Consider the following 22,770-nt stretch of genomic DNA (forward strand, 5'->3'; position numbering starts at 1 on the left):
ACCGCGCCCGCGGCGGCGAGCGCCTCGCCGAGGGCGCGGTCGAGGGGGGCGAGCCAGAGGTCCTCCTCCAGCGGGGACAGCGGGTCGGGCAGCGTCTCGGCGACCGGGCCGGGGCCGAGCAGGACGGAGCGGCGCGGCGGCAGCGGCGCGAGCGCGGTCACCGGGCGGCTCTGTAGCAGCCAGAGCCGCCCGTCGCGGTCGAACGCGAACTCGATGTCCTGCGGGCCGCCGAACACGGCGGCGGCGCGGGACGCCATCCGGGCGAGCTCGCGCAGCTGCACGGCGGTCAGCGGCCCCTGCACGGACGCGTCCTTGGCGGCGCGGCCGCCCGCGTCCGGCCCGCCGGAGGGGTCGTCGTCGCGTTCCACGCCGACGAGCCGGCCGCGGCGGGTGAGGGCGTAGCGGGTGCCGTCCACCTCGCCGCCGACCAGGGCCTGCGGGCCGCCGGACACCGCGGACACGATGACCCGGTCCGTGCGGCCGTCCACGGGGTCGGCGCCGAACATGACACCGCCCGCCGCCGCGTCGAGCTGCGGCTGGACGAGCACCGCCATCGTGCCGGACCCGGCGGCGGACGCGACGACGTCGTCCACGGCCGTGCGGAACGCGGGCCAGTCCCGGACGTCGAGGACGGACAGGAAGCGGCCGGCCATCGAGGACACGGCGCCGTCCTCGATCGTGGAGGAGGAGCGGACGACGAGGGGCCGGCGGCCGTCGCGGCTCAGCCGCGCCCAGGCGGAGCGCAGCTCGCCCGTGTTCGCGTACCGCTCGCGGGCCGCGGCGCACTGCACGGGGATGACGAAGCCGGGCAGCACCGGGAGGCCGTGCGACGCCGCGCGGGCGAGGTTGGCCGCCTTGGCGCCGGCCCGGTCGGGGGCGGTGGCCAGGGGGTCGTCCAGGTTGATGGTCCAGAAGACGCGTGTGCTTTGTGGCACCACGAGCTCCGTTCCTCGGGGGCCGCCCGTACATCAACAATCCGCTGAACGCCCGTGAAATTCCTCCCTCACAGGTGTCGTCTTCGATCTCCCCCTTGGGGGTAGCCGGGCGTGCGACGCCTCGTCCGGAGGGCGGAGGACCGACCCTGGGCGTTCTCCGGGGCGGGTCCGGTCCGTACGATGTCGCAGGCGTCGAACCGAGGGGGGACCATGGCCGCCGGGCTGGACTGCGAGGTCGCCGAGGGCGTCGGGACGGTCACGATCGACCGGCCCGCCAAGCGCAACGCGATGTCGGCGGACATGTGGCGGGCGCTGCCCGGGCTCCTGGACGGGCTCGCCGCCGACCCCGGGGTGCGCGTGCTGGTGCTGACCGGAGCGGGCGGCGACTTCTGCGCCGGGGCGGACATCTCCGAGCTCGCCGACATCGACCGGCGCGACGGCGCGCACCTGTCGACGGCGGCGGAGGAGGCGCTCGCCGCGTTCCCGAAGCCGACGCTGGCGGCGATCGAGGGCTTCTGCGTCGGCGGGGGCTGCCAGCTCGCGGCGGCGTGCGACCTGCGGTTCGCGGCGGAGGGCGCCCGGTTCGGGATCACCCCGGCCAAGCTCGGCATCGTCTACCCGGCGGTCGCGACGGCCCGCCTGGTCCGGCTCGTGGGCCCGTCCGCGGCGAAGTACCTGCTCTTCTCGGCCGACCTGGTCGGCGCGGACCACGCGCTGCGGATCGGGCTGCTCGACGAGGTCGTCCCGGCGGACGGGCTGCGCGCCCGCGTCGCGGAGTTCACCCGGACGCTCGCCGCGCGGTCGCTGCTCACCCAGCGCGCCACCAAGGACATCGTGGACGCCATCGCGGCGGGCGGGCCCGTCGAGGAGAAGGTGCGCGGCTGGCTGGACGAGGTCTCCGCCCGAGGCGAGGTGCAGGAGGGCGTCGCGGCGTTCCTGGAGCGCCGCGCGCCGCGCTTCACCTGGACCGCTCCGGCGGGCTGAGCGCGGGCCAGGCCGACAGGTCGCAGCGCCGCCCCTCGGGCAGCCGGCGCAGCCGCGGGACGAGCGAGGCGGGGCGGTCCAGCAGGTCGGCCGCCTCCGGGCGGCGCAGCTCGGCCAGCGTCAGCACCCCGCACAGCAGCGCGCCCCGCGTCCGGACGGCGAGCAGCGGCCCGATCTGGAACCCGCCCGCGCCGACCTCGCGCAGCGCGCCGAGGAGGGCCCGCGCCTCCTCGGTGCCCGCCCCGGGCGGGCCGCCGTTCTCGGAGGTCGTCCGCAGGACGCGCAGCAGGTCGATGAAGTCGCGCTCCAGGCCCCGGGGGCTGCGGCCGGACAGGTAGTAGCGGTCCCGGTCGGTCAGCTCGACGCGGAGCCCGCAGCGCTCGGCGAACCGCTCGAACGGGCCGGCGAGCGCGGCCCGCGCCGCGGCGGGCTCGGCGGCGAGGGCACCGGTGACGACGTCCACGGGGTCGGCGCCGAGGGACGCGGCGACGGCCTGGTCGAGCCGGCCGACGAGGTGCCCGCGGAGCCCCGCGACGTCGGCGGACAGCCGGTCCAGGGCGTCGCGCTGCCGGGTCAGCCGCTGGTTGACGTCCGGGACCATCCGGTCGTTGATCTGCGCGATGAGCGAGCGGATGCGGGCGTCGGTCTCGCGCAGCCCCGCGTCCTGCCGCTCCTGGTCCGCCGCGATCCCCTCCAGCCGCTCCTGCTGCGCCGACCGGAACCGCTCCAGCTCGTCCCGGGTGCCCTTGAGCGCGGCGAGCTGGGTGCGGATGTCGGCGATCTCGGGCGCGCCCGCGGACCGCCGGCGCTCGAAGGCCAGGTACAGTTCCCGGCCGGCGATCGCCAGGCAGAGCAGGATCAGGATCACCGTCATCGCGCCCTCCAAGGGCCATGTCGCCGAGCAACATAATCCACCGGGCGCCGGCCCGGATAGACCGAAACCTCGACGGCGGCTCAGCGGGGGCGGGTCCTGCGGGGCCGCTCCACACCGGAGACGTACCCCGGCGCGTTCATGACCATCACCGCCGCGGCGGGCGCCCGGGGCGTCAGCGGTTGAGGTAGGCGAGGACGGCGAGGACCCGCCGGTTGCCGTCGCCGGTGACGGGCAGGTCGAGCTTGGCGAAGATGTTCGCGGTGTGCTTGGTGACGGCGCGCTCGGTGACGACGAGCTGCTGCGCGATCGCGGCGTTGGAGCGGCCCTGCGCCATCAGCTCCAGGACCTCCGTCTCGCGCGGCGTGAGCCGGGCGAGCGGCGTGTCCCGGGGGCGGCTCGCGACGAGCCGGGAGACGACCTCGGGGTCCATCGCCGTCCCGCCGCCCGCCACGCGGCGGACCGCGTCGACGAACTGCGCCGCGTCGAACACCCGGTCCTTCAGCAGGTAGCCGATGCCGCCGCTGCCGTCGGCGAGCAGCTCGCGCGCGTAGAGCTGCTCGACGTACTGCGACAGCACCAGCACCGGCAGCCCGGGGACGCGGCGCCGCGCGGCCAGCGCCGCCTGGAGGCCCTCGTCGGTGAACGACGGCGGCAGGCGCACGTCGACCACCGCCACGTCCGGGCGGTGGTCGAGGAGCGCCTTCAGCAGCGACGGGCCGTTGTCGACGGCGGCGGCGATCTCGAAGCCGTGCGTCTCCAGCAGGCTGACCAGGCCCTCCCTCAGGAGGGCGAGGTCTTCGGCGAGGACAACGCGCACGGAAGCTCCAGCGTGACGATGGTCGGGCCGCCCACGGGCGAGTTGACGGCGAGGACGCCGTCGAATGTACCGATCCGCCGCTCGATCCCGCGCAGCCCGGAGCCGCCGGCGAGGGTGGCGCCGCCGCGGCCGTCGTCGGTGACCGTGATCCGCAGCATCCCGCGCTCGTGCCGCAGGTCGATCCAGACCCGTCCGGCGCCGGAGTGCTTGGCGGCGTTGGTGAGGATCTCCGACACCGCGAAGTAGGCGGCGGACTCGACCGGCGGCTCGGGCCGGCCGTCCAGGTCGACGGTGACCTCGGCGTGCAGCGGGTGGTCGAGCGCGAGCGCCCGGACCGCGTCGCCGAGGCCGCGGTCGGCCAGCACCGGCGGGTGGATGCCGCGGACGAGGTCGCGCAGCTCGTGCAGCGCCTTGGCGGACGACGCGCGCGTCTCGGCGAGCAGCGTCCGCGCCTTCGCCGGGTCCTTGTCGAGGAGGTGCTCGATCGCGCCGAGGCTCATGCCCATCGCGACCAGCCGGGCCTGCGCGCCGTCGTGCAGGTCGCGCTCGATGCGACGCAGCTCGGCGGCGGACGCGTCGACGGCCTCCGACCGGGTCTCGGTCAGCTGCCGGACGCGCAGCGCCAGCCGCGACTTCTCGGTCGGGCCGAGCAGCGAGCGGCCCCAGCGCCCGTACACGGCCAGCATCCGCGGCGCGATGAGGAACCCGACAACGATGAAGAGGGTCGCGATGACGACGGTGGACACGACCCGCTCGGCGTCGCGGGCGTAGCCGTCGTCGACCTGGATCAGCGCGTACCAGTCGCTGCCGCCGTACTTGGTGATGAGCCCGCCGCCGTAGCCCGCGACGAAGTAGCCCCACAGCCCGTACAGGACGCACCAGCCCGGCAGCGCGGCCGTGAACGCGACCACGATCGGGTCGGCGACCAGCCACAGGTAGTCGCGCCAGGTCGCCGGGTCGGAGATCCGCGCCACGAACCGCCGCAGCAGGCCCGCCATGCCCGGCTCGAACTCCGGGTCGGGCAGGTAGGGCCGCTCGATCCGGACGCCCGTCCACCGTCCGATGAGGTCCCGGTACATGTTCGTCAGGTTGCGCATCAGCAGCGTCGCGCCCGGCAGGAGCAGCACGCCCGCGAACGACGTGACCAGGAACAGGACCGTCCCGAACCACACGTTGACGAACACGGCCGGGATGCCCAGCAGCCCCAGCTTGAACCCGCGCCAGGGCGCGCTGGCGCGCCGCCGCCACCGGGTCTCCTCGACCAGTTCAGCGTTCACCGGTTCCTCCGTACCTCGCCGTGTCCGTCCGGAGACCAGTCTCCGGCGCCGCGCGGCCGAGCACAGTGTGCCCGCAACCCGGGCGGAGGGTGCACTCAGCTACACCCCCGGACGCCGTCCAGGCCCATGTCGCGGGTGGTGCGGGGCTTCCTAGCGTCCTGAGTGTCCCCTCCACCGACCCCCACAGGGAACACCCCATGAAACGGAATCTCGCCGCCTCGCTGGGCGGCTGGAGCGCACGCCACAGGACCGCGGCGATCCTCGGCTGGCTCCTGTTCGTCGTGCTGGCCTCGGTGCTCGGCGGCGCCGCGGGGCAGGTCACGATGGCCGACCACGAGCAGGGCGCCGGGGACTCGGCCCGCGCCGCGAAGATCCTCGCCGACGCCGGCATCGAGGACCCGGACCACGAGACGGTGCTGGTCTCCGGGGGCGCGCACGACGCCGCCTCCCCGGAGGTGACCCGCGCCGTGGCCGCCGTCCGGGCGAACGTCGCGCGGACCGGCATGGTCACCGGCGCCCGCCCGGACGTGGTGTCCAAGGACCGCCGCCACGTCATCGTCGAGTTCACGCTCAAGGAGGTGCCGGACGGCGCGCCGGAGCCGCTGCCCGCGATCGAGAAGGCCGTGGACGAGGCCCGGCACGCCAACCCGGGAGTGGAGATCGGGCAGTTCGGCGGAGCGAGCGCCGAAGCGTGGTTCGACGACGCGCTGGGCGGCGACTTCCGGCGCGCGGAGACGACCGCGGTGCCGCTCGCCGTCGGCATCCTGTTGGTGGCGTTCGGGGCGCTGCTCGCGGCCGTGCTCCCGGTGCTGCTGGCGTTCACCGCCTACCTCGCGGCCGCCGGGCTGCTGGCCGTCACCAGCCACCTCGTCCACGTCGACGACACGACGAACTCGGTGACGCTGCTGATGGGCCTCGCGGTCGGTGTCGACTACTGCCTGTTCTACCTGCGGCGGGAGCGCGAGGAGCGCGCCCGCGGCCGGGACCGCGGGACGGCCCTCGCCATCGCCGCGGCCACCTCGGGACGGTCGGTCCTCGTGTCCGGGCTCACCGTGATGACGGCGATGGCGGGGTTGTTCCTGTCCGGCCTGCTGGTCTTCGAGGGCTTCGCCGTCGCGACGATCCTCGTCGTGTGCATCGCGATGCTGGGCTCGGTGACCGTCCTGCCCGCGCTGCTGTCCCTGCTCGGCGACCGGGTCGACGCCGGCCGGATCCCGCTGCCCGGCCGCCGGCGCCGCGGGGAGCGCGCCGGGATCGTGGGCGCGGTGCTCCGGCCCGTCCTCGCCCGTCCGGGCATCGCGGCGGCGCTGTCGGCGGCCCTGCTGCTGGTGCTCGCCGCGCCCGCGCTCGGCATGCGCACCGAGCGGCTCGGCATCGACCAGCAGATCCCGCCCGGCGAGGAGATCGCGCGGACCTTCACGCGGCTCAACGAGGCGTTCCCGGGCACGAACGAGCCCGCGGAGGTCGTGGTCCGGGCCCGCGACATCAGGGCGCCCGAGGTCACGGCGGCCATCGCCGAGCTGCGGCGGCGGGCCGTCGCGTCCGGGGAGATGAGCGAGCCCATCGACGTCATCGTGCACGAGAAGGAGGGCATCGCCGAGATCGAGGTGCCGCTCGCGGGGAGCGGCGCCGACGCGGCGTCGAAGCACGCCCTGCGGACGCTGCGCGAGGACGTCGTCCCGCGGACGGTCGGGAGGGTCGCCGACGCGCCCGTCACCGGCCAGCTCGCCTGGTCGGTCGACTACGACCACCGGCTCCGCGCGGGCGTAGCGCCGGTGTTCCTGTTCGTCCTCGGCGTCACGTTCCTGCTGATGCTCGTCTTCTTCCGCTCGCTCGCGGTCGCCGCGGTGGCGATCGTGCTCAACCTGCTGTCGGTCGGCGCCGCGTACGGGGTGATGGTCGCGGTGTTCCAGCACGGCTGGGGCGACGGGCTCGTCGGGACGAGGGCGGCCGGGGCGCTGGAGTCGTGGATCCCGCTGTTTGTGTTCGTCGTCCTGTTCGGGCTGTCGATGGACTACCACGTGTTCGTCGTCTCCCGGATCCGCGAGGCGCACGACCGGGGCCTGCGCACCCGGGCGGCGGTCGAGGAGGGCGTGCGCGCCACGGCGGGCGTCGTGACCGGCGCCGCGGTCATCATGATCGCCACGTTCGCGATCTTCGCGACGCTGTCCATGCAGGACTTCAAGCAGCTCGGCGTGGGCCTCGCGGCGGCGGTGCTGATCGACGCGACGGTCGTCCGCGTGGTCCTGCTGCCCGCGGTGATGTCGCTGCTCGGCCGCGCGAACTGGTACCTCCCCCGAGCACTGCGCGGCCTGCCCGGCATGTCCCACGCCGAGACCGCCCTCCCGTCCCCGGAACCCCTCCGCTCCCACGAGGACGCGATGCGCAGTTAGGTCGATAACAAAATTAGCGTTGACCAAGTAAGTAGATCGAGCCTAAAGTTCGGCTCGATCTATTTACTTGGAGGTGGCCGTGGTCATCGGTTCCCGTGCCCGCGCCAGTGCCGCAGCGGGCGAGCGGCTCGACGCGGCGCTGCTGAGGACGTCGTTCGTGCTCGTCCTCGGGCCGATCCTGGCGCTGCTCGACACGACGATCGTCACGGTCGGGCTCGCCGCGGTGGCGCGCGACCTCCACGGCTCGCTCGGGACGCTCCAGTGGGTGTCCGCCGGCTACCTGCTGGCGGTCTCGACGGTGATGCCACTGGCGGGCTGGGCCGCCGACCGGTTCGGCGCGCGGACGATGTGGACGGCCTCGGTCGCGCTCTTCACGGCGGGCTCCGCGCTCTGCGGCCTCGCCTGGTCGGCCGGGAGCCTGATCCTGTTCCGGGTCCTCCAGGGCGCCGGGGGCGGGCTGATCCAGCCGATCGGGCAGTCCATCGTCGTCCGCGCCGCCGGGCCCGCGCGGCTCGGGCGCGTCATCGGCATCACCGTGCTGCCGATGACGCTCGCGCCCGTCCTCGGCCCGGTGCTCGGCGGCCTCATCGTGGACCGGCTCGACTGGCGCTGGATGTTCCTGGTCAACCTGCCGCTCGGCGTTCTCACGCTCGCGCTCGCGGCCCGCTTCGTCCCGCGGGACGAGAAGCGCGGGACCGGCGGCCGTCCGCTGGACAAGCTCGGGCTGGTCCTCCTCTCACCGGGGCTCGCGGCGATCGTCTACGGGCTCTCCGAGGTCGGGGACGCGGGCGGTTCCGGCCGGATCGTGGCGGCGCTGACGGCCGGAGTCGTCCTGCTCGCCTGCTACGGAGTGCACGCGCTCCGCCGCCGGGACGGCGCGCTCATCGACCTCAGGCTGTTCGCCCGGCGCGGGTTCGCGGTGGCCACGGCTAACTCGTTCCTCCAGGGCGCGACCCTCTACGGGTCCATGCTGCTCCTGCCGCTCTACTACCAGCAGGTCGGCCACGCGTCGGCGCTGGAGGCCGGGCTGCTGCTCGCACCCCAGGCGCTCGGCACGGCCGCGGCGTCCTTCCTCGCGGGCCGGATCGCCGACCGGACGGGCGCCCGGCCGCTCGTCCTCACCGGGATCCTGCTGACCCTCGCGGGGACGGCCGCGTTCACCCAGCTGGGTTCCGGCCCGCCCGGATGGCTGCTCGTGGTGTCGCTGATCGTGCGCGGAGCCGGGCTCGGCGTCGTGCTCGCGCCGGGGATGGCGGCGATCTACGCGAGCGTGCCGCGGCACGAGACGGCCCGCGCCGCCGGTGCGGTCAACACGGTCAACCGGGTCGGCGGTTCGCTCGGCACCGCGGTGCTCGCGGTCGTCCTGCAGAGCGCGCTCGGCCGCCATGCGGACGCCGCCGCCGCGTACGGCGAGGCGTTCTGGTGGGCCCTCGGCCTCTCCGCGCTGACCCTCCTGCCCGCCTTCTTCTATCCCTCCCGGAAGGAGGCCGCGTGAATCTGCGGTTGTTGTCTGTGCACGCTCATCCGGACGACGAGTCGAGCAAGGGTGCCGCCACGCTCGCCAAGTACGCGGACGAGGGCGTGGACGTCATGGTCGCCACGTGCACCGGCGGCGAGCGCGGCGACGTGCTCAATCCCGCGATGGACAGGCCGGACGTGCGTGCGAACCTCGCCGCGATCCGGCGTGCGGAGATGGCGGCGGCCCGGGAGATCCTCGGGGTCCGGCAGCGCTTCCTCGGGTTCGTCGACTCGGGCCTGCCCGCCGACGGTGAAGGGCTGCCCGAAGGCTGTTTCGCGGGCCTTCCGCTGGACGTCGCCGCCCGTCCGCTCGTGGAGCTGATCCGCGAGTTCCGCCCGCACGTCGTCGTCACGTACGACGAGTCGGGCGGGTACCCGCATCCCGACCACATCAAGACCCACGAGGTGGCGGCGGAGGCGTTCGACGCGTCCGGGGACCCTGGCCGGTATCCGGGGACGGGACGGCCGTGGCGTTCGCTGAAGCTCTACTACCAGGGCGCCTTTTCGCGGGAGTGGTTCCAGGCGCTGCACGACGGCATGACCGAGCGGGGCATCGCGTCGGGCATGGGCGAGGTCCTCGCGGACTGGCCGGACACGGCGCCGTCCCTGGAGATCACCACGCGGGTGCGCTGCGCGGACTACTTCGCGGTCCGTGACCGAGCGCTGTTCGCGCACGCGACGCAGATCGACTTGCACGCGGGGTTCATGGCCCATCCCCGCGACGTCGAGCGGGCGGTGTGGCCGACCGAGGACTACCACCTGGCCCGCTCGCATGTGGCGGCGCCGCTTCCGGAGGACGACCTTTTCGCCGGAATCCGCTAGGAACGCCCCGCACCGAAAGGCGCGGGGCGCTTTTCCTTCAGTAGCGTTCCAGGGCCCGCCGGGCGACCCACTTGTACAGGAATATCTGCGGCACCTGGCCTTGCAGGCGGACCCAGCCGCGCCTCGCGTTGCAGTCCGCGAAGACGAGCTTCCCGTGCCGCAGGCGGCCGATGCCGTGGCCGCCGGGACTGCTGCGGACCCAGGTGCCGTGCCGCGCCTCGACGGTGTAGCGGCAGATCGGCGCGGGCGGCGGGGCCGCGGCGGGCGGGCCGGCCGCGGACGCCCCGGACACCGGCGCGAGGAAGGCGAACCCGCCCGCGGCGAGGCCGGAGACCGAGACGGCGATGGCCGTGCGGATGATCGCGCGAAGGGCCGTACCACTGCTCGTGCGCATGTCTTCCCCCGTGGAAGTGGTGTGTTTCCGGTTCCGCACGCAACACTGCCGGACGGAGTTCGTCGAGCGGGCTTTCACGGGGCAAACAATCGATAGATTGCATTAACGGGGAAGCCGGAGAATGTCCCGAATGCCCGTTCCGGGGAGCGGATCAGAGCGCGACGAACGCGAGGCCGCGCTTCTTCATCTTCGGGATGACCGACTCCAGCGCCTTCAGCGTCTGCGAGCGGTCACCGCCGCCGTCGTGGCACAGCATGATGTTGCCCGCCTTGGCGTCCAGCAGCGTCCGGCGGATGTGGCCCACGCCCGGGCGCGCCCAGTCGCGCGGATCGACCGCCCAGTCGATCGGCAGCATCCCGTGCTCCGCGGTGAGCTCCAGCACGTTCTTGGACCACGCGCCGCCCGGCGACCGGAAGAACTGCGGGACGACACCGGTCACGTCGGCGATGAGGTCGTGCGCCTCGACGATCTCCTTCTTGACCCGCTTCCTCGGCATCCCCGCGATGCTGATCGGATGCGTCATCGTGTGGTTGCAGATCTGGTGGCCCGCGTCGGCGATCCGCCGGGTGAGCTTCGGAAACTCCTTCACCTGCTCGCCGATGACGAAGAACGTCGCGCGGATCCGCTCCTCGGCGAGGAGGTCGAGCACCCGCGGCGTCCACAGCGGGCTCGGCCCGTCGTCGATGGTCAGCGCGATCATGTTCGGCGGCGCCGGCGGGTACAGCTGCCCGAGCTCCCGTACGGGCTTCTCCGTCGAGGTGAGCTTCACCGGCGTCCACGGCGCCGGGCGCGGCGTCGGGGTCGGCTTCGGCGTCGGATGGATGACCGGCCTCGCCCGCGGGGTCGGCGCGGGCTGCGCCGCCGCCCGGGGCACGCGCCCCGGCCGTGCCCCGTCCGCTCCGAGGGCCGCCACGCCGGCCGCCGCCGCCGCGCCCATCAGCCAGAGAGCTTTGCGGCGGGACGTCCCGCCTGCCTCCTCATCCGCCACAAGTCCAACGCTATCGGGGTTTTGCGGGGGTAGGAGGGTGCTATGAGATCACAATCGGCCTAATCGGGCCGACGGTCGAGCGGGGGACGGGGAATGAGCGCTGCGCCCGCGGTGGGGCCCGTGCTGGGGATCGTGCTGCTGGCCCTCGCGGCGTTCGCCGCGCTGCTGGCCCGGGCCGGCGGGCTCGGTCTCGGCCGGGACATGCTCGTCGCCTCCGCGCGGGCCGTCGCGCAGCTCGCGGTGGTGTCGCTCGTCATCGCGGCGGTGCTGCGCAGCGGGGGCTGGACCGCCGCGTTCATCGCGGGGATGGTGGTCATCGCGGTCGCGACCGCGGGCCGCCGGATCACCGGCTCGGTCCGGGGGCCGGGCTGGTGGACGGCGCTGCCGATCGTCGCCGGCGTCGCGCCCGTCCTCGCCCTGCTCATGGCGTCGACGCTCGTCCCGGCGCGCACGGTCGCGGTGCTGCCGATCGCCGGGATCTTCGTCGGCGGCGCGATGTCGGCGACCGGGCTGACCGGCCGCCGGGCGCTGGACGAGCTGGCGACGCGCCGCGGCGAGTACGAGGGCGGGCTCGCGCTCGGGCTGCCGCCGCGGGAGGCCGCGCTGGAGGTGTGCCGCCCGGCCGCCGCGCTCGCGCTGTTCCCGGTCCTCGACCAGACCCGCACGGTCGGGCTCGTCACGCTGCCGGGCGCGTTCGTCGGCGTGCTGCTGGGCGGCGCCGACCCGGTCGAGGCCGGCGCGACCCAGCTGCTCGTCCTCATCGGCCTCCTGGCCATCGAGGTGATCGCCGTGATCGTCACGCTGGAGCTGGTCGCGACGGGACGCCTCGCCCCCGCGGACCGGAACGCGTCCTAGTCCACGCAGGCGAGCGCGTCGATCTCGACGAGCATCGCCGGGTGCGGCAGCTCGACCGCGACCGTCGTCCGGCACGGCAGGACGCCGCTCGCGCAGTTCTCCTTGACGAACGCGCCGTACGCCTCGTTCATCGCGGCGAAGTCCTCGCGGGTCGTCAGGTAGACGCGGAACATCAGGACGTCCTCGACGCTCGCGCCGCCCGCCTCCAGGATCGCCTTGATGTTCTCCAGCACGCGCGTGGTCTGCGCCTTCACGTCGCCCGGGTGGACGTAGTCGCCGGTGCCCGGGTCCTGCGGCCCCTGGCCGGAGACCTGGAGCAGCGGGCCCTTGCGGACGCCCTGCGAGAACGCCCAGGCGGCGGCGGGCGCCCCGTCCGTGCGCACCTGCGTCTTCTCGGTCATTCCTTGTTCCCTTCTCTGTGCCCGCAGTCCGCGGAGACGGCGCGGGTGGTCGCGAGGAGATCGGGGAGGAGGGCGAGCACCTCGTCCCGGGAGAGGACGACCTCGGGCGCGGAGATCGAGACGGCGGCGACGGCGCGTCCGGTGGCGTCGCGGACGGGGGCGGCGACGCAGCGGATGAACGTCTCGTGCTCGGCGTCGTCGACGGCGTGGCCCTGGGCGGCGACGCGGTCCAGCTCGTCCAGCAGCGCGCGCGGCGAGGTGATGGTGTGCTCGGTGAACGGGGTGTACTCGATCTCCGCGGCGATCCGGCGGCGGCGCGGCTCCGGCAGGTCGGCGAGCAGGACCTTGGCGATCGCGGTGGCGTGCAGCGGCATCCGCAGCCCGATCCGCGAGTACATGCGAATCGCGTGCCGCGAGTCGTACTTGTCGAGGTAGACGACGTCGCCGCCCTCGTACACGCCGAGGTGGACGGTCTGGCCCGTGGCGTCGTTGAGCCGGGCCAGGTGCGGGGCGGCGATCTCGCGGATACCGCGCTGCTCCAGCGCCGCGCCGGCCAGCGCGAACAGGCGCGAGCCGAGGCGGAAGCGGTGGCCGGCGTCGCGGTGGACGAACCGCTCGTCCTCCATCGTGCGCAGCAGCCGCAGCACGGTCGTCTTGTGGACGCCGGCGGAGGCGGCCAGCTCGTCGAGGGTGCGGGGGCCCTCGCCCAGCTCGACCAGGAGGGCGAGGGCGCGGCCGAGGCTCTGGCTGATGGCGTTCCCTCCCCCGAGCCGGTGCCCGGCCGTTGACCGTTGACCGGCCCCGATGCTACAACCGCAGCAGCACATCGTGCAATGTGTATTGCAGCATGTGCAACAAGGGAGGTCAGGATGGTGGCGAGCATCGATGCCGCGGCGGTGGACGCCCTCGGCGCCGAGCGGCTCGACTGGCGGTTCAAGGCCGTCCCGGCGTCGGCGCACGGGCGCACGGTCGACGACGTCCGCGCCGCACCGATACCCCTGAACCACTTCGGTACACCGCTGCTGACCCTGGACGTGGGCGCGCTCGACCACAACATCGACGCGATGGCCCGCTGGACGGACGCGGCGGGCGTCGCGCTCGCCCCGCACGGCAAGACGACGATGGCGCCGGAGCTGTGGCGCCGCCAGCTCGACGCGGGCGCCTGGGGCATCACGCTCGCGAACCTCCCGCAGCTCCGCGTCGCCCGGGCGTTCGGCGTCCGCCGCGTCCTGCTGGCCAACGCGCTGCTCGACCCGGCCGGGCTCGCCTGGCTGGCCGAGCGGCTCGCCGACGACCCCGAGTCCGCGTTCCTGTCCTGGGTCGACTCCGTCCGCTCCGTGGAGCTGATGGACGAGGCGCTCCGCGCCGCCCGCGCCCAGCGTCCGATCGAGGTCTGCGTGGAGATCGGCGGGCCGCACGGCCGCACCGGCGTCCGCGACGACGGCGACGCCCGCGCGGTCGCGGACGCCGTCCGGAAGGCGCCGACCCTGCGGCTGGCCGGGCTCGCCGGGTATGAGGGCGCCCTCGCGCACGACGCGTCCGACGAGGGCCGTGCCGCCGTGGACGCCTACCTGCGCAGGATGGCGAACCTGCACCGCGGCCTCGACTACGAGACGGACGAACCCGTCGTCACGGCGGGCGGCAGCGCCTACTTCGACCAGGTCGCCGACGTTCTGGGCGGGCTGGACGGGCAGGTCGTCCTGAGGTCGGGCGCCTACATCGTCCACGACGACGGCTTCTACCGGGGCATCTCGCCCTTCGCCCGCGGCACCGGCGACGGGACCCTGCGCTCGGCCATGCACGGCTGGGCGCGCGTCGTGTCCCGCCCGGAACCCGCCCTCGCGCTCCTCGACGCGGGCAAGCGCGACCTGCCGTTCGACGAGGGGCTGCCCGAGCCGCAGCTCGTCCGGGGCAAGGGCACCGATCCGGTGAAGGGCGCCCGCGTGACCGCGCTCAACGACCAGCACGCCTTCCTCCGGAACGCCGACGTCGAGGTCGGCGACGTGGTCAGGCTCGGCCTGTCGCACCCCTGCACCGCGCTCGACAAGTGGACGCTCATCCCCGTCGTGGACGACGCCGACGCCGCCGAACCCACCGTCGTGGACCTGGTCAGGACGTGGTTCTGATGCCGGTGTTCCGCGGCGCGACCGTCGTGGACGGCACCGGCGCGCCCGCCCGCGTCGCCGACGTGACCGTCTCGGACGGCCGCATCGCGGAGATCGGCTCCAACCTCACCGGCGACACGGTCATCGACGCGGACGGCCTCGTCCTCGCCCCCGGGTTCATCGACATGCACGCCCACTCCGACCTCGCGCTGCTCACCGAGCCGGACCACCTCGCCAAGGTCAGCCAGGGCGTGACCTGCGAGGTCATCGGGCAGGACGGCCTCTCCTACGCCCCCGTCGACGACACCACCCTCGACCAGATCCGGCGGACCATCGCCGGCTGGAACGGCGACCCGCCCCGATTCGACTGGTCCTGGCGGAGCGTCGGCGAGTACCTCGACCGCCTCGACCGGGGCATCGCCGTCAACGCCTGCTACCTCGTCCCGCAGGGCACGGTGCGGATGCTCGCGATGGGCTGGGACGACCGCCCGCCGACCCCCGCCGAGCTGGACCGCCAGCGCGGGCTGGTCGCCGCCGCCCTCCACGAGGGCGCGGTCGGCATGTCCAGCGGCCTCACCTACGTGCCCGGCATGTACGCGGACGACGACGAACTCGCCGAACTGTGCCGCGTCGTCGCGTCGCACGGCGGCTTTTACGCACCGCACCACCGCTCCTACGGCGCGGGCGCCCTAGAGGCATACGCCGAGATGATCGAGCTCTCGCGCCGCTCCGGCTGCCCCCTGCACCTCGCGCACGCGACGATGAACTTCGGCGTCAACCGCGGCCGCGCCCCCGAACTCCTCGGCCTCCTCGACACCGCCCTCGCCGACGGCTGCGACATCACCCTCGACACCTACCCCTACCTGCCCGGATCGACGACGCTCGCCGCGCTCCTGCCGAGCTGGGCCGCGGCGGGCGGCCCCACCGCCCTGCTGGCCCGTCTCGACGACCCCGCCTCGCGCGCGCGGATCCGGCACGCGATGGAGGTCGAGGGCTCCGACGGCTGCCACGGCGTCCCCGCCGAATGGGACACCATCGAGATCTCCGGCTCCCCGGACCCCGCCGTCATCGGCCGCACCATCGCCGACCTCGCCGCCGCGTCCGGCCGCCCCGCGTTCGACGTCTACTGCGAACGCCTCGTCGCGGACGACCTCGCCACCACGATCCTCCAGCACGTCGGCGACGAGGAGAACGTCCGGGCCATCATGCGGCACCCCTGCCACACCGGCGGCAGCGACGGCCTCCTCGCCGCCGCGAAACCGCACCCGCGCGCCTGGGGGACGTTCCCCCGCTACCTCGGCCACTACGTCCGCGACCTGGGCGTCCTGTCCCTCGAAGAGTGCGTCGCCCACCTCACCGGACGGCCCGCGCGCCGGCTGCGCCTCGACGCCCGCGGGCTGGTCCGTCCCGGGTACCATGCCGACCTCGTCCTGTTCGACCCCGACACCGTCCGCGACACCGCCACGTTCGACGACCCCCGCCGTCCCGCCGAGGGCGTCCACCACGTCCTCGTCGGCGGCACCGCCGTCATCGCGGACGGGCGCCCCACCGGCGCGCTCCCCGGCCGCTCACTCCGCCGCACCGCCGACGGAACCACCCGCTGACACCGGAAGGTCACTGCCCATGGTCCACTGGCTGCAACACGAGACCGGCGGCCTGCTGCTGCTGTGCGCCGTGTCCATCGCGGTCCTGCTGTTCCTCATCCTCAAGGTCAAGCTGGAGCCGTTCATCGCGCTCATCGTCTCCAGCCTCCTCCTGGCCCTCGCGGCCGGGCTGAGCGTCGAGACGATCGTCGGGACGGCGCTGAAGTCCGACACGTCCCTGCTCGAAAAGGGCTTCGGCACGATCCTCGGCCACATCGCGCCGATCGTCGGCCTCGGCACCATCCTCGGCGCGATCCTGGAACGCTCCGGCGGCGCGGACGTCCTGACCCGCCGCCTCCTCGCCGTCGCCGGCGAACGCGGCGCACCACTCGCGATGGGCCTGGCAGGCCTCATCTTCGGCATCCCCGTCTTCTTCGACGTGGGCATCTTCGTCCTGGCGCCGCTCGTCTACATCACCGCCAAGCAGGGCGGACGCTCCCTCCTCCTGTACGCGCTGCCGCTGCTCGCCGGTCTCTCCATGACGCACGCCTTCCTGCCCCCGCACCCCGGCCCCGTCGCCGCCGCGGGCCTGCTCGGCGTCCCGCTCGGCTGGCTGATCGTCTACGGCCTCGTCTGCGGCATCCCGGCCTTCCTCGTCGCGGGCGTCGCCTGGGGCGCCTGGATCGGCAAGCGGATGTTCGTCGAGGTCCCGGAGGAGTACGTCACCGCGGAACGCGAGAAGGCCGAGGCCGCTGAGGAGGAGACCGCCCGGGACGAGCCCGAACCGTCCCTGACCATCGTCGGCCTGATCATCCTGGTCCCGCTGGTGCTGATCCTCCTCGCCACGTTCGGCACCGTCTGGTGGAAGGGCAGCCCGGCGCTGCCCGTCCTCACCTTCCTCGGCAACCCGGTCGTCGCGCTCACCATCGCCGTCCTGCTGGCCATGTACCTGCTCGGCATCCGCCGCGGCATCTCCGGCACGGAACTGTCGGAGGTCGCCGCGCGCTCGCTGCGTCCCATCGGCATGATCCTGCTGGTCATCGGCGGCGGCGCGTTCTTCGGCGCGGTCGTGAAGGCCACCGGCGTCGGCGACGCGCTCGCCGGAACCCTCAAGGACGCCGGGATGCCGGTCATCCTGCTCGCCTACCTGATCGCCTGCGGCCTCCGGCTCGCCCAGGGCTCCGCGACCGTCGCGATCGTCACCACCGGCGGCATCATCGGCGAGATCGTCAAGGCCGAGGACTACTCCCAGGGCCACGTCGCCCTGATCGCCATCGCGATCTCCGCGGGCTCCATCATCGCCTCGCACGTCAACGACGGCGGCTTCTGGATCATCTCCCGCTACTTCAACATGTCCGTCCGCGACACCCTGAAGACCTGGACCGTCCTGGAAACGATCCTGTCCATAGTCGGCTTCGCAATGGCCGCAACCCTGAGCATCTTCATCTAACCCGCACCTCGGGCTTGTTCCAGAGCATGTTGTCGTGCTCGTAGTGCACTGCGCTCGGACGAGCCCCGGGCGGAGGGGGTTTGGGGGTTAGTGGTCTAGGAGGGAGTTGGCGTGGGCCAGGATGGGGGCGCATAGGCCGGGGAGCGTGGCGTGTTCGCCCGTCGCGACCTTGCCCGTGACGAGTGAGGCGACTCCGCCGATGAGCATCCGGCAGGCGAACTCCGGGTCGGGGAGCGCGCGGAACCGCTCGTCCTCGGCGAGGAGGCCGTCGATGAGCGCCACGAAGCGGGCCTGGACCGCGAACCGCAGTGCCGCGGCGGCCGGGCCCGCGGCGTAGATCTCCAGCAGGAACGTGCGCGCCCGCGCCGCGTCGCCCGCCAGTTCGCGCAGGTAGGCGGTCAGCGCACGCTCGAACCGCGACATCAGCGGCAGGCCGGGGGTCCGCAGCGCGTCCGCCACGACCTGGACGATGCGGTCGGCGGCGGCCTCGTAGGCCGACAGGAAGCACGCCTGCTTGTCGGCGAAGTGCTCGTAGAACGTCTCGCGGGAGACGTGCGCCCGCTTCAGCACGTCGGCGACCGAGGTGCGGGCGTACCCCTTCTCGCCCACCGCCTCCGTCATGCCGAGGAGCAGCCGCTCCCGCTGCGATGCGCTGACCTGCTCGCGGGTGAGGTGGTGACGGCCGCGCGGCAGAGCGCCGTAGCCGTGGGGGTCCATGCGCCAAAACTACAACGGGAACCTCGCGGACGAACAATTCCAACATCACGAACATTCGTGTTCATAGCTGTTACGGTTTCCTCGGCACATCAGGGGCCGGACGTCCCATCCGCACCGGATGGGACGGCCGAGCGATCATGGTCCGGCGCAGCCGGTCCGTGGTGGACGTTCCGGCCGGGCAGCGCGCCGCGGGGGCCGTCTGTTCTGCCCGGAGCGTGCGCCGCGGCCGCTGACCCCGTCGCCGGGCCGATCGCCGGTGCCCCCTCGTCCGGACCGCGGACCACCGCACGTCTCTCCCGAGGCGTCCGGCGGCCCCGGCCCGGCCCGGCAGGTCTTCACCGGCGCTCGCGTTCGCGGGCGGGGGTCAGGGCAGGAGGCCGGCGCGGCGGGCCGCGGTCACCGCCTCCAGGCGGGTGTGACTGTCGAGCTTGCGCATCGCCGAGCGGAGGTAGCCCTTCACCGTCTCGGGCAGGAGGCCGAGGCGGCGGGCGGCCTCGGCGTTGGTGCAGCCGATCGCCACGTACGCGAGGACGTCCAGCTCGCGCGGCGACAGCGCGCGTCTCGGAGGCGCGCCCGGACCGTCCGGCGCGGGCGTGTCCAGCCCGGCCGCGGCGAGGCGGAGCGTCATCGCGTGGAGCCGGTCGCGCGTGGCCGCGTCCGTGACCTCCTCGGCGAGGGCCCGCATCTCGGCGTGGACGGCCCGGACCTCCTCCCAGCGCGCGGCGGACGGCCGCCCGGCCCCGGCCCCGGGCTCGCGGCGCAACGAGGCGAGCGCCTCGTCCGCGCGGTCCCGGACGGCGAGGTCCTGCTCCAGGTCGCGGGCCGCCTCCACCGCCGCGCCGACGACCCGGTCGGCGAGCGACAGCGGCTCGCGCAGCGCCCCGTACAGGACGCCGCGGACCGAGCGCCGCACCACGACCGGGACCGCGACGATCGACAGCAGCCCCTCGCGGCCCACCGGACCGTCGTAGTCGTGGCTGATGGACGCGGCGCGCGGGTAGTCGCTCACCCACACCGGGCGGCCCATCGCCATCGCCTTGCCGCCGAGCCCGTTGCCCTGCCGCACGACCAGGCCGTCCAGCGACCCGGTCCGGTTGCCGACCAGCTCGGTGATGCGGAGCCGGTCCCGGCCGTCCAGCGCGCCGCCGAAGACCATGGGCAGGCCGGTCGCGCGGTGCATGCCCAGCACCGCGCGCCGGAACGCGCCGGCGTCGTCGCCCCGCACCCCGGCGGGACGGTCTCCCGGCGGCGACGTACCCATGCCATGCAATATGCCTCGCCGACCCCTCGTCACGGAAGGTCACCGGAGGAAAAGCCCGGCGGTCACGCGTGCCGGACGGCCGCCGCGTCGCCAAGCCCGAGGATGTCGATGGCCTCGGCGCGCATCTGCACCTTGCGGACCTTCCCCGTGACCGTCATCGGGAAGTCGTCCACGACGTGCACGTACCGCGGGATCTTGAAGTGGGCGAGCCGGCCCCGGCAGAACTCGCGCAGCGCCTCGGCCGTCAGCTCCGCCGCGCCGTCGCGCAGCCGCACCCACGCCATCAGCTCCTCCCCGTACTTCTCGTCGGGGACGCCGATGACCTGCGCGTCCACGATGTCAGGGTGGGTGTAAAGGAACTCCTCGATCTCGCGCGGATAGACGTTCTCGCCGCCACGGATCACCATGTCCTTGATCCGTCCGGTGATGTTGACGTAGCCCTCGCCGTCCATCACCGCGAGGTCGCCGGTGTGCATCCACCGCGCCGCGTCGATGACCTCGGCGGTCCGCTCCGGCTCGTCCCAGTAGCCGAGCATCACCGAGTAGCCGCGGGTGCAGAGCTCGCCGGGCGTGCCGCGCGGCACCGTCACCCCGGTCGCCGGGTCGACGACCTTCACCTCCAGGTGCGGGTGGACGGTCCCGACCGTGGAGACGCGCCGGTCCAGCGAGTCGCCCGCGCGGGTCTGCGTCGACACCGGGGACGTCTCGGTCATCCCGTAGCAGATCGTCACCTCGCCCATGCCGAGGCGCTCGATGACCTGCTTCATCACCTCGACCGGGCACGGCGACCCGGCCATGATCCCGGTGCGGAGGCTCGACAGGTCGAGGCCGTCCAGCGACGGCTCGTTCAGGACGGCGATGAACATCGTCGGCACCCCGTACAGCGACGTGCAGCGCTCCGCCGCGACCGCCTCGAGCGTCGCCTTCGGGTCGAACGCGGGCGCCGGGATCACCACGCAGGCTCCGTGGCTGGTCGCCGCGAGGTTGCCCATCACCATGCCGAAGCAGTGGTAGAAGGGCACCGGCACGCACACGCGGTCCTCCTCGTCGTAGCCGCACAGCTCGCCGACGAAGTAGCCGTTGTTCAGGATGTTGTGGTGCGAGAGCGTGGCGCCCTTCGGGAACCCCGTCGTCCCGGACGTGTACTGGATGTTGATCGGATCGTCGGCGCCCAGCCCCGCGCCGATCTCGTCGAGGACGCCCCGGTCGGCCGCCCGCCCGGTGCGCAGCAGCGCGTCCCACCCCTCGGACCCGATGACGACCACGTCGGACAGCGCGGCACAGCGCGGCCGCACCTCGTCGATCATCGCCGTGTAGTCGGACGTCTTGAACGCCGCCGCCGCGACCAGCGTCCGGATCCCCGCCTGGTTCAGCACGAACTCCAGCTCGTGCACCCGGTACGCCGGGTTGATCGTGACGAGGATCGCGCCGAGCTTCGCCGTCGCGTACTGCACGAGCGTCCACTCCGCGCAGTTCGGCGCCCAGATCCCGACCCGGTCGCCCTTCGCGACGCCGAGGCCGTGCAGCCCCAGCGCGACCGCCTCGACGTCGTCGGCGAGCTGGTCGTACGTCCAGCGCCGGCCCGTCGCCCGCTCCACGAGCGCGTCGCGGTCGGCGAACGCGGCCACCGTCCGGTCCAGGTTCGCGCCGATGGTGTCGCCCAGCAGCGGCGCCGCCGAGACCCCCGATGCGTACGAGATCATCGCAGCTCCTCCTCCCGGAACTCGCCCTCCGGACGGTCGTCCGCGCCCGGATGCTTCACCGCCTCGCCCGCCCGCAGCTCCACCCGGCGGATCTTCCCCGAGATCGTCTTCGGCAGCTCGCCGAATTCCAGCCGCCGCACCCGCTTGTAGGGCGACAGCTGCGCCCGGCTGTGCGCGAAGATCGCCCGCGCCGTCTCCGCGTCCGGCTTCCAGCCCGCCGCGAGCGTCACGTACGCCTTCGGCACCGCGAGCCGCACCGGATCGGGCGACGGCACCACGGCCGCCTCCGCCACCGCCTCGTGCTCGATCAGCACGCTCTCCAGCTCGAACGGCGAGATCTTGTAGTCGGACGCCTTGAAGACGTCGTCGGCCCGCCCCACGTAGGTGATGTAGCCGTCCTCGTCCCGCGAGCCGATGTCGCCGGTGTGGTAGCGGCCGCCCTCCATCGCCTCCTCGGTGCGCTGGTCGTCCCCGTGGTACCCCGTCATCAGCCCGAGCGGACGCTCCTCCAGGTCGAGGCAGATCTCGCCCTCGTCGCCCACCTCGCCGGTCGCCGGATCGACCAGCACGACCTGGTAGCCCGGCACCGGCCGCCCCATCGACCCGGGCCGCACCGGCTGCCCCGGCGTGTTCGCGATCTGCACGGTCGTCTCCGTCTGCCCGAACCCGTCCCGGATCGTGACGTCCCACGCGTCCCGGACCCGCTCGATCACCTCCGGGTTCAGCGGCTCGCCCGCCGCGACGACCTCGCGGGGCGGCGTGCCCAGCCGTCCGAGATCGGCCTGGATCAGCATCCGCCACACCGTCGGCGGCGCGCAGAAGCTCGTCACGCCGCAGCGGTCCATCGTGTCCAGCAGCCGGTCGGCGTCGAACCGCGTGTAGTTGAAGATGAACACGCACGCCTCGGCGTTCCACGGCGCGAAGATGTTGCTCCACGCGTGCTTCGCCCACCCGGGCGACGAGATGTTCAGATGGACGTCCCCGGGCCGCAGCCCCAGCCAGTACATCGTCGACAGGTGCCCCGCCGGATACGACGCGTGCGTGTGCTCGACCAGCTTCGGCTTCGCCGTCGTCCCCGACGTGAAGTACAGCAGCAGCGTGTCGCGCGACATCGTGATCCCGTACGGCGTGAACGCCTCCGGCTGCTCGTACGCGTCCTCGTAGCGCAGCCAGCCGTCCACCGGCCCGCCCACCGAGATCCGCGTGAACTCCCCGGTCAGCCCGTCGAACTTCCCGGCGTCCGCCGACCCCGCCACGACATGCCGCGCCCGTCCGCGCGTGATCCGGTCCTGGAGATCGGCGGCCCCCAGCAGCGGCGTGCACGGGATCAGCACCGCCCCCAGCTTCATCGCCGCGAGGACCGTCTCCCACAACTCGACCTGGTTCCCCAGCATCAGGACGATCCGGTCGCCGCGCCGCACCCCCGCCGCCCGCAGCGCGTTCGCCACCTGGCTCGACCGCCGCGCCATCTCCGCGAACGAGTACCGCGCCTCGGACCCGTCCTCCTCGACGATCCACAGCGCCGGCCCGTCGTTCCCCTCGGCGATCTTGTCGAACCAGTCCAGCGCCCAGTTGAACCCGGTCAGCACCGGCCACCGGAACTTCTCGTACGCCGTCGCGTAGTCGTCGCGGTGCGCGAGCAGGAAGTCGCGCGCCGCGCGGAACTCGACTGCCGGCATGTTCGTCTCCTCGT

At 73.6% G+C, this 22,770-nt stretch carries 20 protein-coding genes; 8 read left to right on the forward strand and 12 right to left on the reverse strand.

Annotated elements, in window-relative coordinates; translation table 11 throughout:
- Positions 1-935: PEP/pyruvate-binding domain-containing protein (locus tag E1300_RS23375; RefSeq protein ID WP_278045377.1), on the reverse strand; the 935-nt coding region annotated here is incomplete at its 3' end.
- A gap of 210 nt (positions 936-1,145) precedes the next feature.
- Here E1300_RS23375 and E1300_RS23380 point away from each other — a divergent pair.
- A complete protein-coding gene (locus E1300_RS23380; RefSeq protein WP_131759198.1) occupies positions 1,146-1,919 on the forward strand; it encodes an enoyl-CoA hydratase/isomerase family protein in 774 nt (257 codons plus the stop codon).
- Here the strand turns inward: E1300_RS23380 and E1300_RS23385 are convergent.
- The 3 genes from E1300_RS23385 to E1300_RS23395 all read right to left on the reverse strand — a co-directional run bounded on the left by E1300_RS23385 (position 1,894) and on the right by E1300_RS23395 (position 4,887).
- On the reverse strand, positions 1,894-2,793 hold the full coding sequence (locus tag E1300_RS23385) for a hypothetical protein (protein ID WP_131759199.1): 900 nt from the start codon (positions 2,791-2,793) through the stop codon (positions 1,894-1,896). The two genes, E1300_RS23380 and E1300_RS23385, sit on opposite strands and share 26 nt — an antisense overlap.
- A gap of 172 nt (positions 2,794-2,965) precedes the next feature.
- Positions 2,966-3,610, reverse strand: a complete 645-nt coding sequence (locus E1300_RS23390; protein ID WP_131759200.1) for a LuxR C-terminal-related transcriptional regulator — start codon at positions 3,608-3,610, stop codon at positions 2,966-2,968.
- Complete coding sequence (locus tag E1300_RS23395; RefSeq protein ID WP_242619350.1) at positions 3,574-4,887, reverse strand: sensor histidine kinase; 1,314 nt, start codon at positions 4,885-4,887, stop codon at positions 3,574-3,576. The genes E1300_RS23390 and E1300_RS23395 overlap by 37 nt, the downstream gene beginning before the upstream one ends.
- Before the next feature lie 197 nt (positions 4,888-5,084).
- Between E1300_RS23395 and E1300_RS23400 the strand changes: the two genes are divergently transcribed.
- The 3 genes from E1300_RS23400 to mca all read left to right on the forward strand — a co-directional run bounded on the left by E1300_RS23400 (position 5,085) and on the right by mca (position 9,620).
- Positions 5,085-7,280, forward strand: coding sequence for an MMPL family transporter (locus E1300_RS23400; protein ID WP_131759201.1), 2,196 nt, complete (start codon positions 5,085-5,087; stop codon positions 7,278-7,280).
- Positions 7,281-7,359: 79 nt separating this feature from the next.
- Entirely contained in the window at positions 7,360-8,775 is a 1,416-nt protein-coding gene (locus E1300_RS23405) for a DHA2 family efflux MFS transporter permease subunit (protein WP_207399912.1), read from the forward strand.
- A complete protein-coding gene (gene mca, locus E1300_RS23410) occupies positions 8,772-9,620 on the forward strand; it encodes a mycothiol conjugate amidase Mca (RefSeq protein WP_131759202.1) in 849 nt (282 codons plus the stop codon). Before E1300_RS23405 ends, mca begins: the two co-directional genes overlap by 4 nt.
- Before the next feature lie 37 nt (positions 9,621-9,657).
- Here mca and E1300_RS23415 read toward each other — a convergent pair whose 3' ends face one another.
- Complete coding sequence (locus tag E1300_RS23415) at positions 9,658-10,014, reverse strand: hypothetical protein (RefSeq protein WP_131759203.1); 357 nt, start codon at positions 10,012-10,014, stop codon at positions 9,658-9,660.
- 151 nt (positions 10,015-10,165) lie between these two features.
- Positions 10,166-11,002 (reverse strand): polysaccharide deacetylase family protein, encoded by an 837-nt coding sequence (locus E1300_RS23420; protein ID WP_242619351.1) that lies wholly within the window; start codon positions 11,000-11,002, stop codon positions 10,166-10,168.
- Positions 11,003-11,095: 93 nt separating this feature from the next.
- Here E1300_RS23420 and E1300_RS23425 point away from each other — a divergent pair, with 93 nt between their 5' ends.
- On the forward strand, positions 11,096-11,857 hold the full coding sequence (locus tag E1300_RS23425) for an ABC transporter permease (protein WP_131759204.1): 762 nt from the start codon (positions 11,096-11,098) through the stop codon (positions 11,855-11,857).
- On the opposite strand, the gene E1300_RS23430 is transcribed toward E1300_RS23425, so the two are convergent.
- Positions 11,854-12,258: a RidA family protein gene (locus tag E1300_RS23430; RefSeq protein WP_131759205.1), complete on the reverse strand. Its 405-nt coding sequence runs from the start codon at positions 12,256-12,258 to the stop codon at positions 11,854-11,856. The genes E1300_RS23425 and E1300_RS23430 overlap by 4 nt on opposite strands.
- On the reverse strand, positions 12,255-13,085 hold the full coding sequence (locus tag E1300_RS23435) for an IclR family transcriptional regulator (RefSeq protein WP_370785141.1): 831 nt from the start codon (positions 13,083-13,085) through the stop codon (positions 12,255-12,257). Before E1300_RS23435 ends, E1300_RS23430 begins: the two co-directional genes overlap by 4 nt.
- 42 nt (positions 13,086-13,127) lie before the next feature.
- Here E1300_RS23435 and E1300_RS23440 point away from each other — a divergent pair, with 42 nt between their 5' ends.
- The 3 genes from E1300_RS23440 to E1300_RS23450 are packed head-to-tail and all read left to right on the forward strand — an operon-like array spanning position 13,128 to position 17,396.
- On the forward strand, positions 13,128-14,384 hold the full coding sequence (locus E1300_RS23440) for an amino acid deaminase (RefSeq protein WP_131759206.1): 1,257 nt from the start codon (positions 13,128-13,130) through the stop codon (positions 14,382-14,384).
- Positions 14,384-15,967, forward strand: a complete 1,584-nt coding sequence (locus E1300_RS23445) for an N-acyl-D-amino-acid deacylase family protein (RefSeq protein WP_131759207.1) — start codon at positions 14,384-14,386, stop codon at positions 15,965-15,967. The genes E1300_RS23440 and E1300_RS23445 overlap by 1 nt, the downstream gene beginning before the upstream one ends.
- Before the next feature lie 19 nt (positions 15,968-15,986).
- Positions 15,987-17,396 (forward strand): GntP family permease, encoded by a 1,410-nt coding sequence (locus E1300_RS23450; protein ID WP_131759208.1) that lies wholly within the window; start codon positions 15,987-15,989, stop codon positions 17,394-17,396.
- 87 nt (positions 17,397-17,483) lie between these two features.
- On the opposite strand, the gene E1300_RS23455 is transcribed toward E1300_RS23450, so the two are convergent.
- The 4 genes from E1300_RS23455 to E1300_RS23470 form a co-directional block, all read right to left on the reverse strand.
- A complete protein-coding gene (locus E1300_RS23455) occupies positions 17,484-18,113 on the reverse strand; it encodes a TetR/AcrR family transcriptional regulator (protein WP_131759209.1) in 630 nt (209 codons plus the stop codon).
- Between the two features lie 364 nt (positions 18,114-18,477).
- The gene (locus tag E1300_RS23460; RefSeq protein WP_131759210.1) at positions 18,478-19,374 is read right to left on the reverse strand and encodes a helix-turn-helix transcriptional regulator; all 897 of its coding nucleotides are present in this window, start codon (positions 19,372-19,374) and stop codon (positions 18,478-18,480) included.
- A gap of 62 nt (positions 19,375-19,436) precedes the next feature.
- A complete protein-coding gene (locus E1300_RS23465) occupies positions 19,437-21,077 on the reverse strand; it encodes an AMP-binding protein (protein WP_131759211.1) in 1,641 nt (546 codons plus the stop codon).
- A complete protein-coding gene (locus tag E1300_RS23470) occupies positions 21,074-22,756 on the reverse strand; it encodes an AMP-binding protein (protein WP_131759212.1) in 1,683 nt (560 codons plus the stop codon). Before E1300_RS23470 ends, E1300_RS23465 begins: the two co-directional genes overlap by 4 nt.
- Positions 22,757-22,770 lie beyond the last annotated feature (14 nt).

Origin of the sequence: Actinomadura fibrosa, from assembly GCF_900659615.1 — a bacterium.
Lineage (GTDB): Bacteria > Actinomycetota > Actinomycetes > Streptosporangiales > Streptosporangiaceae > Spirillospora > Spirillospora fibrosa.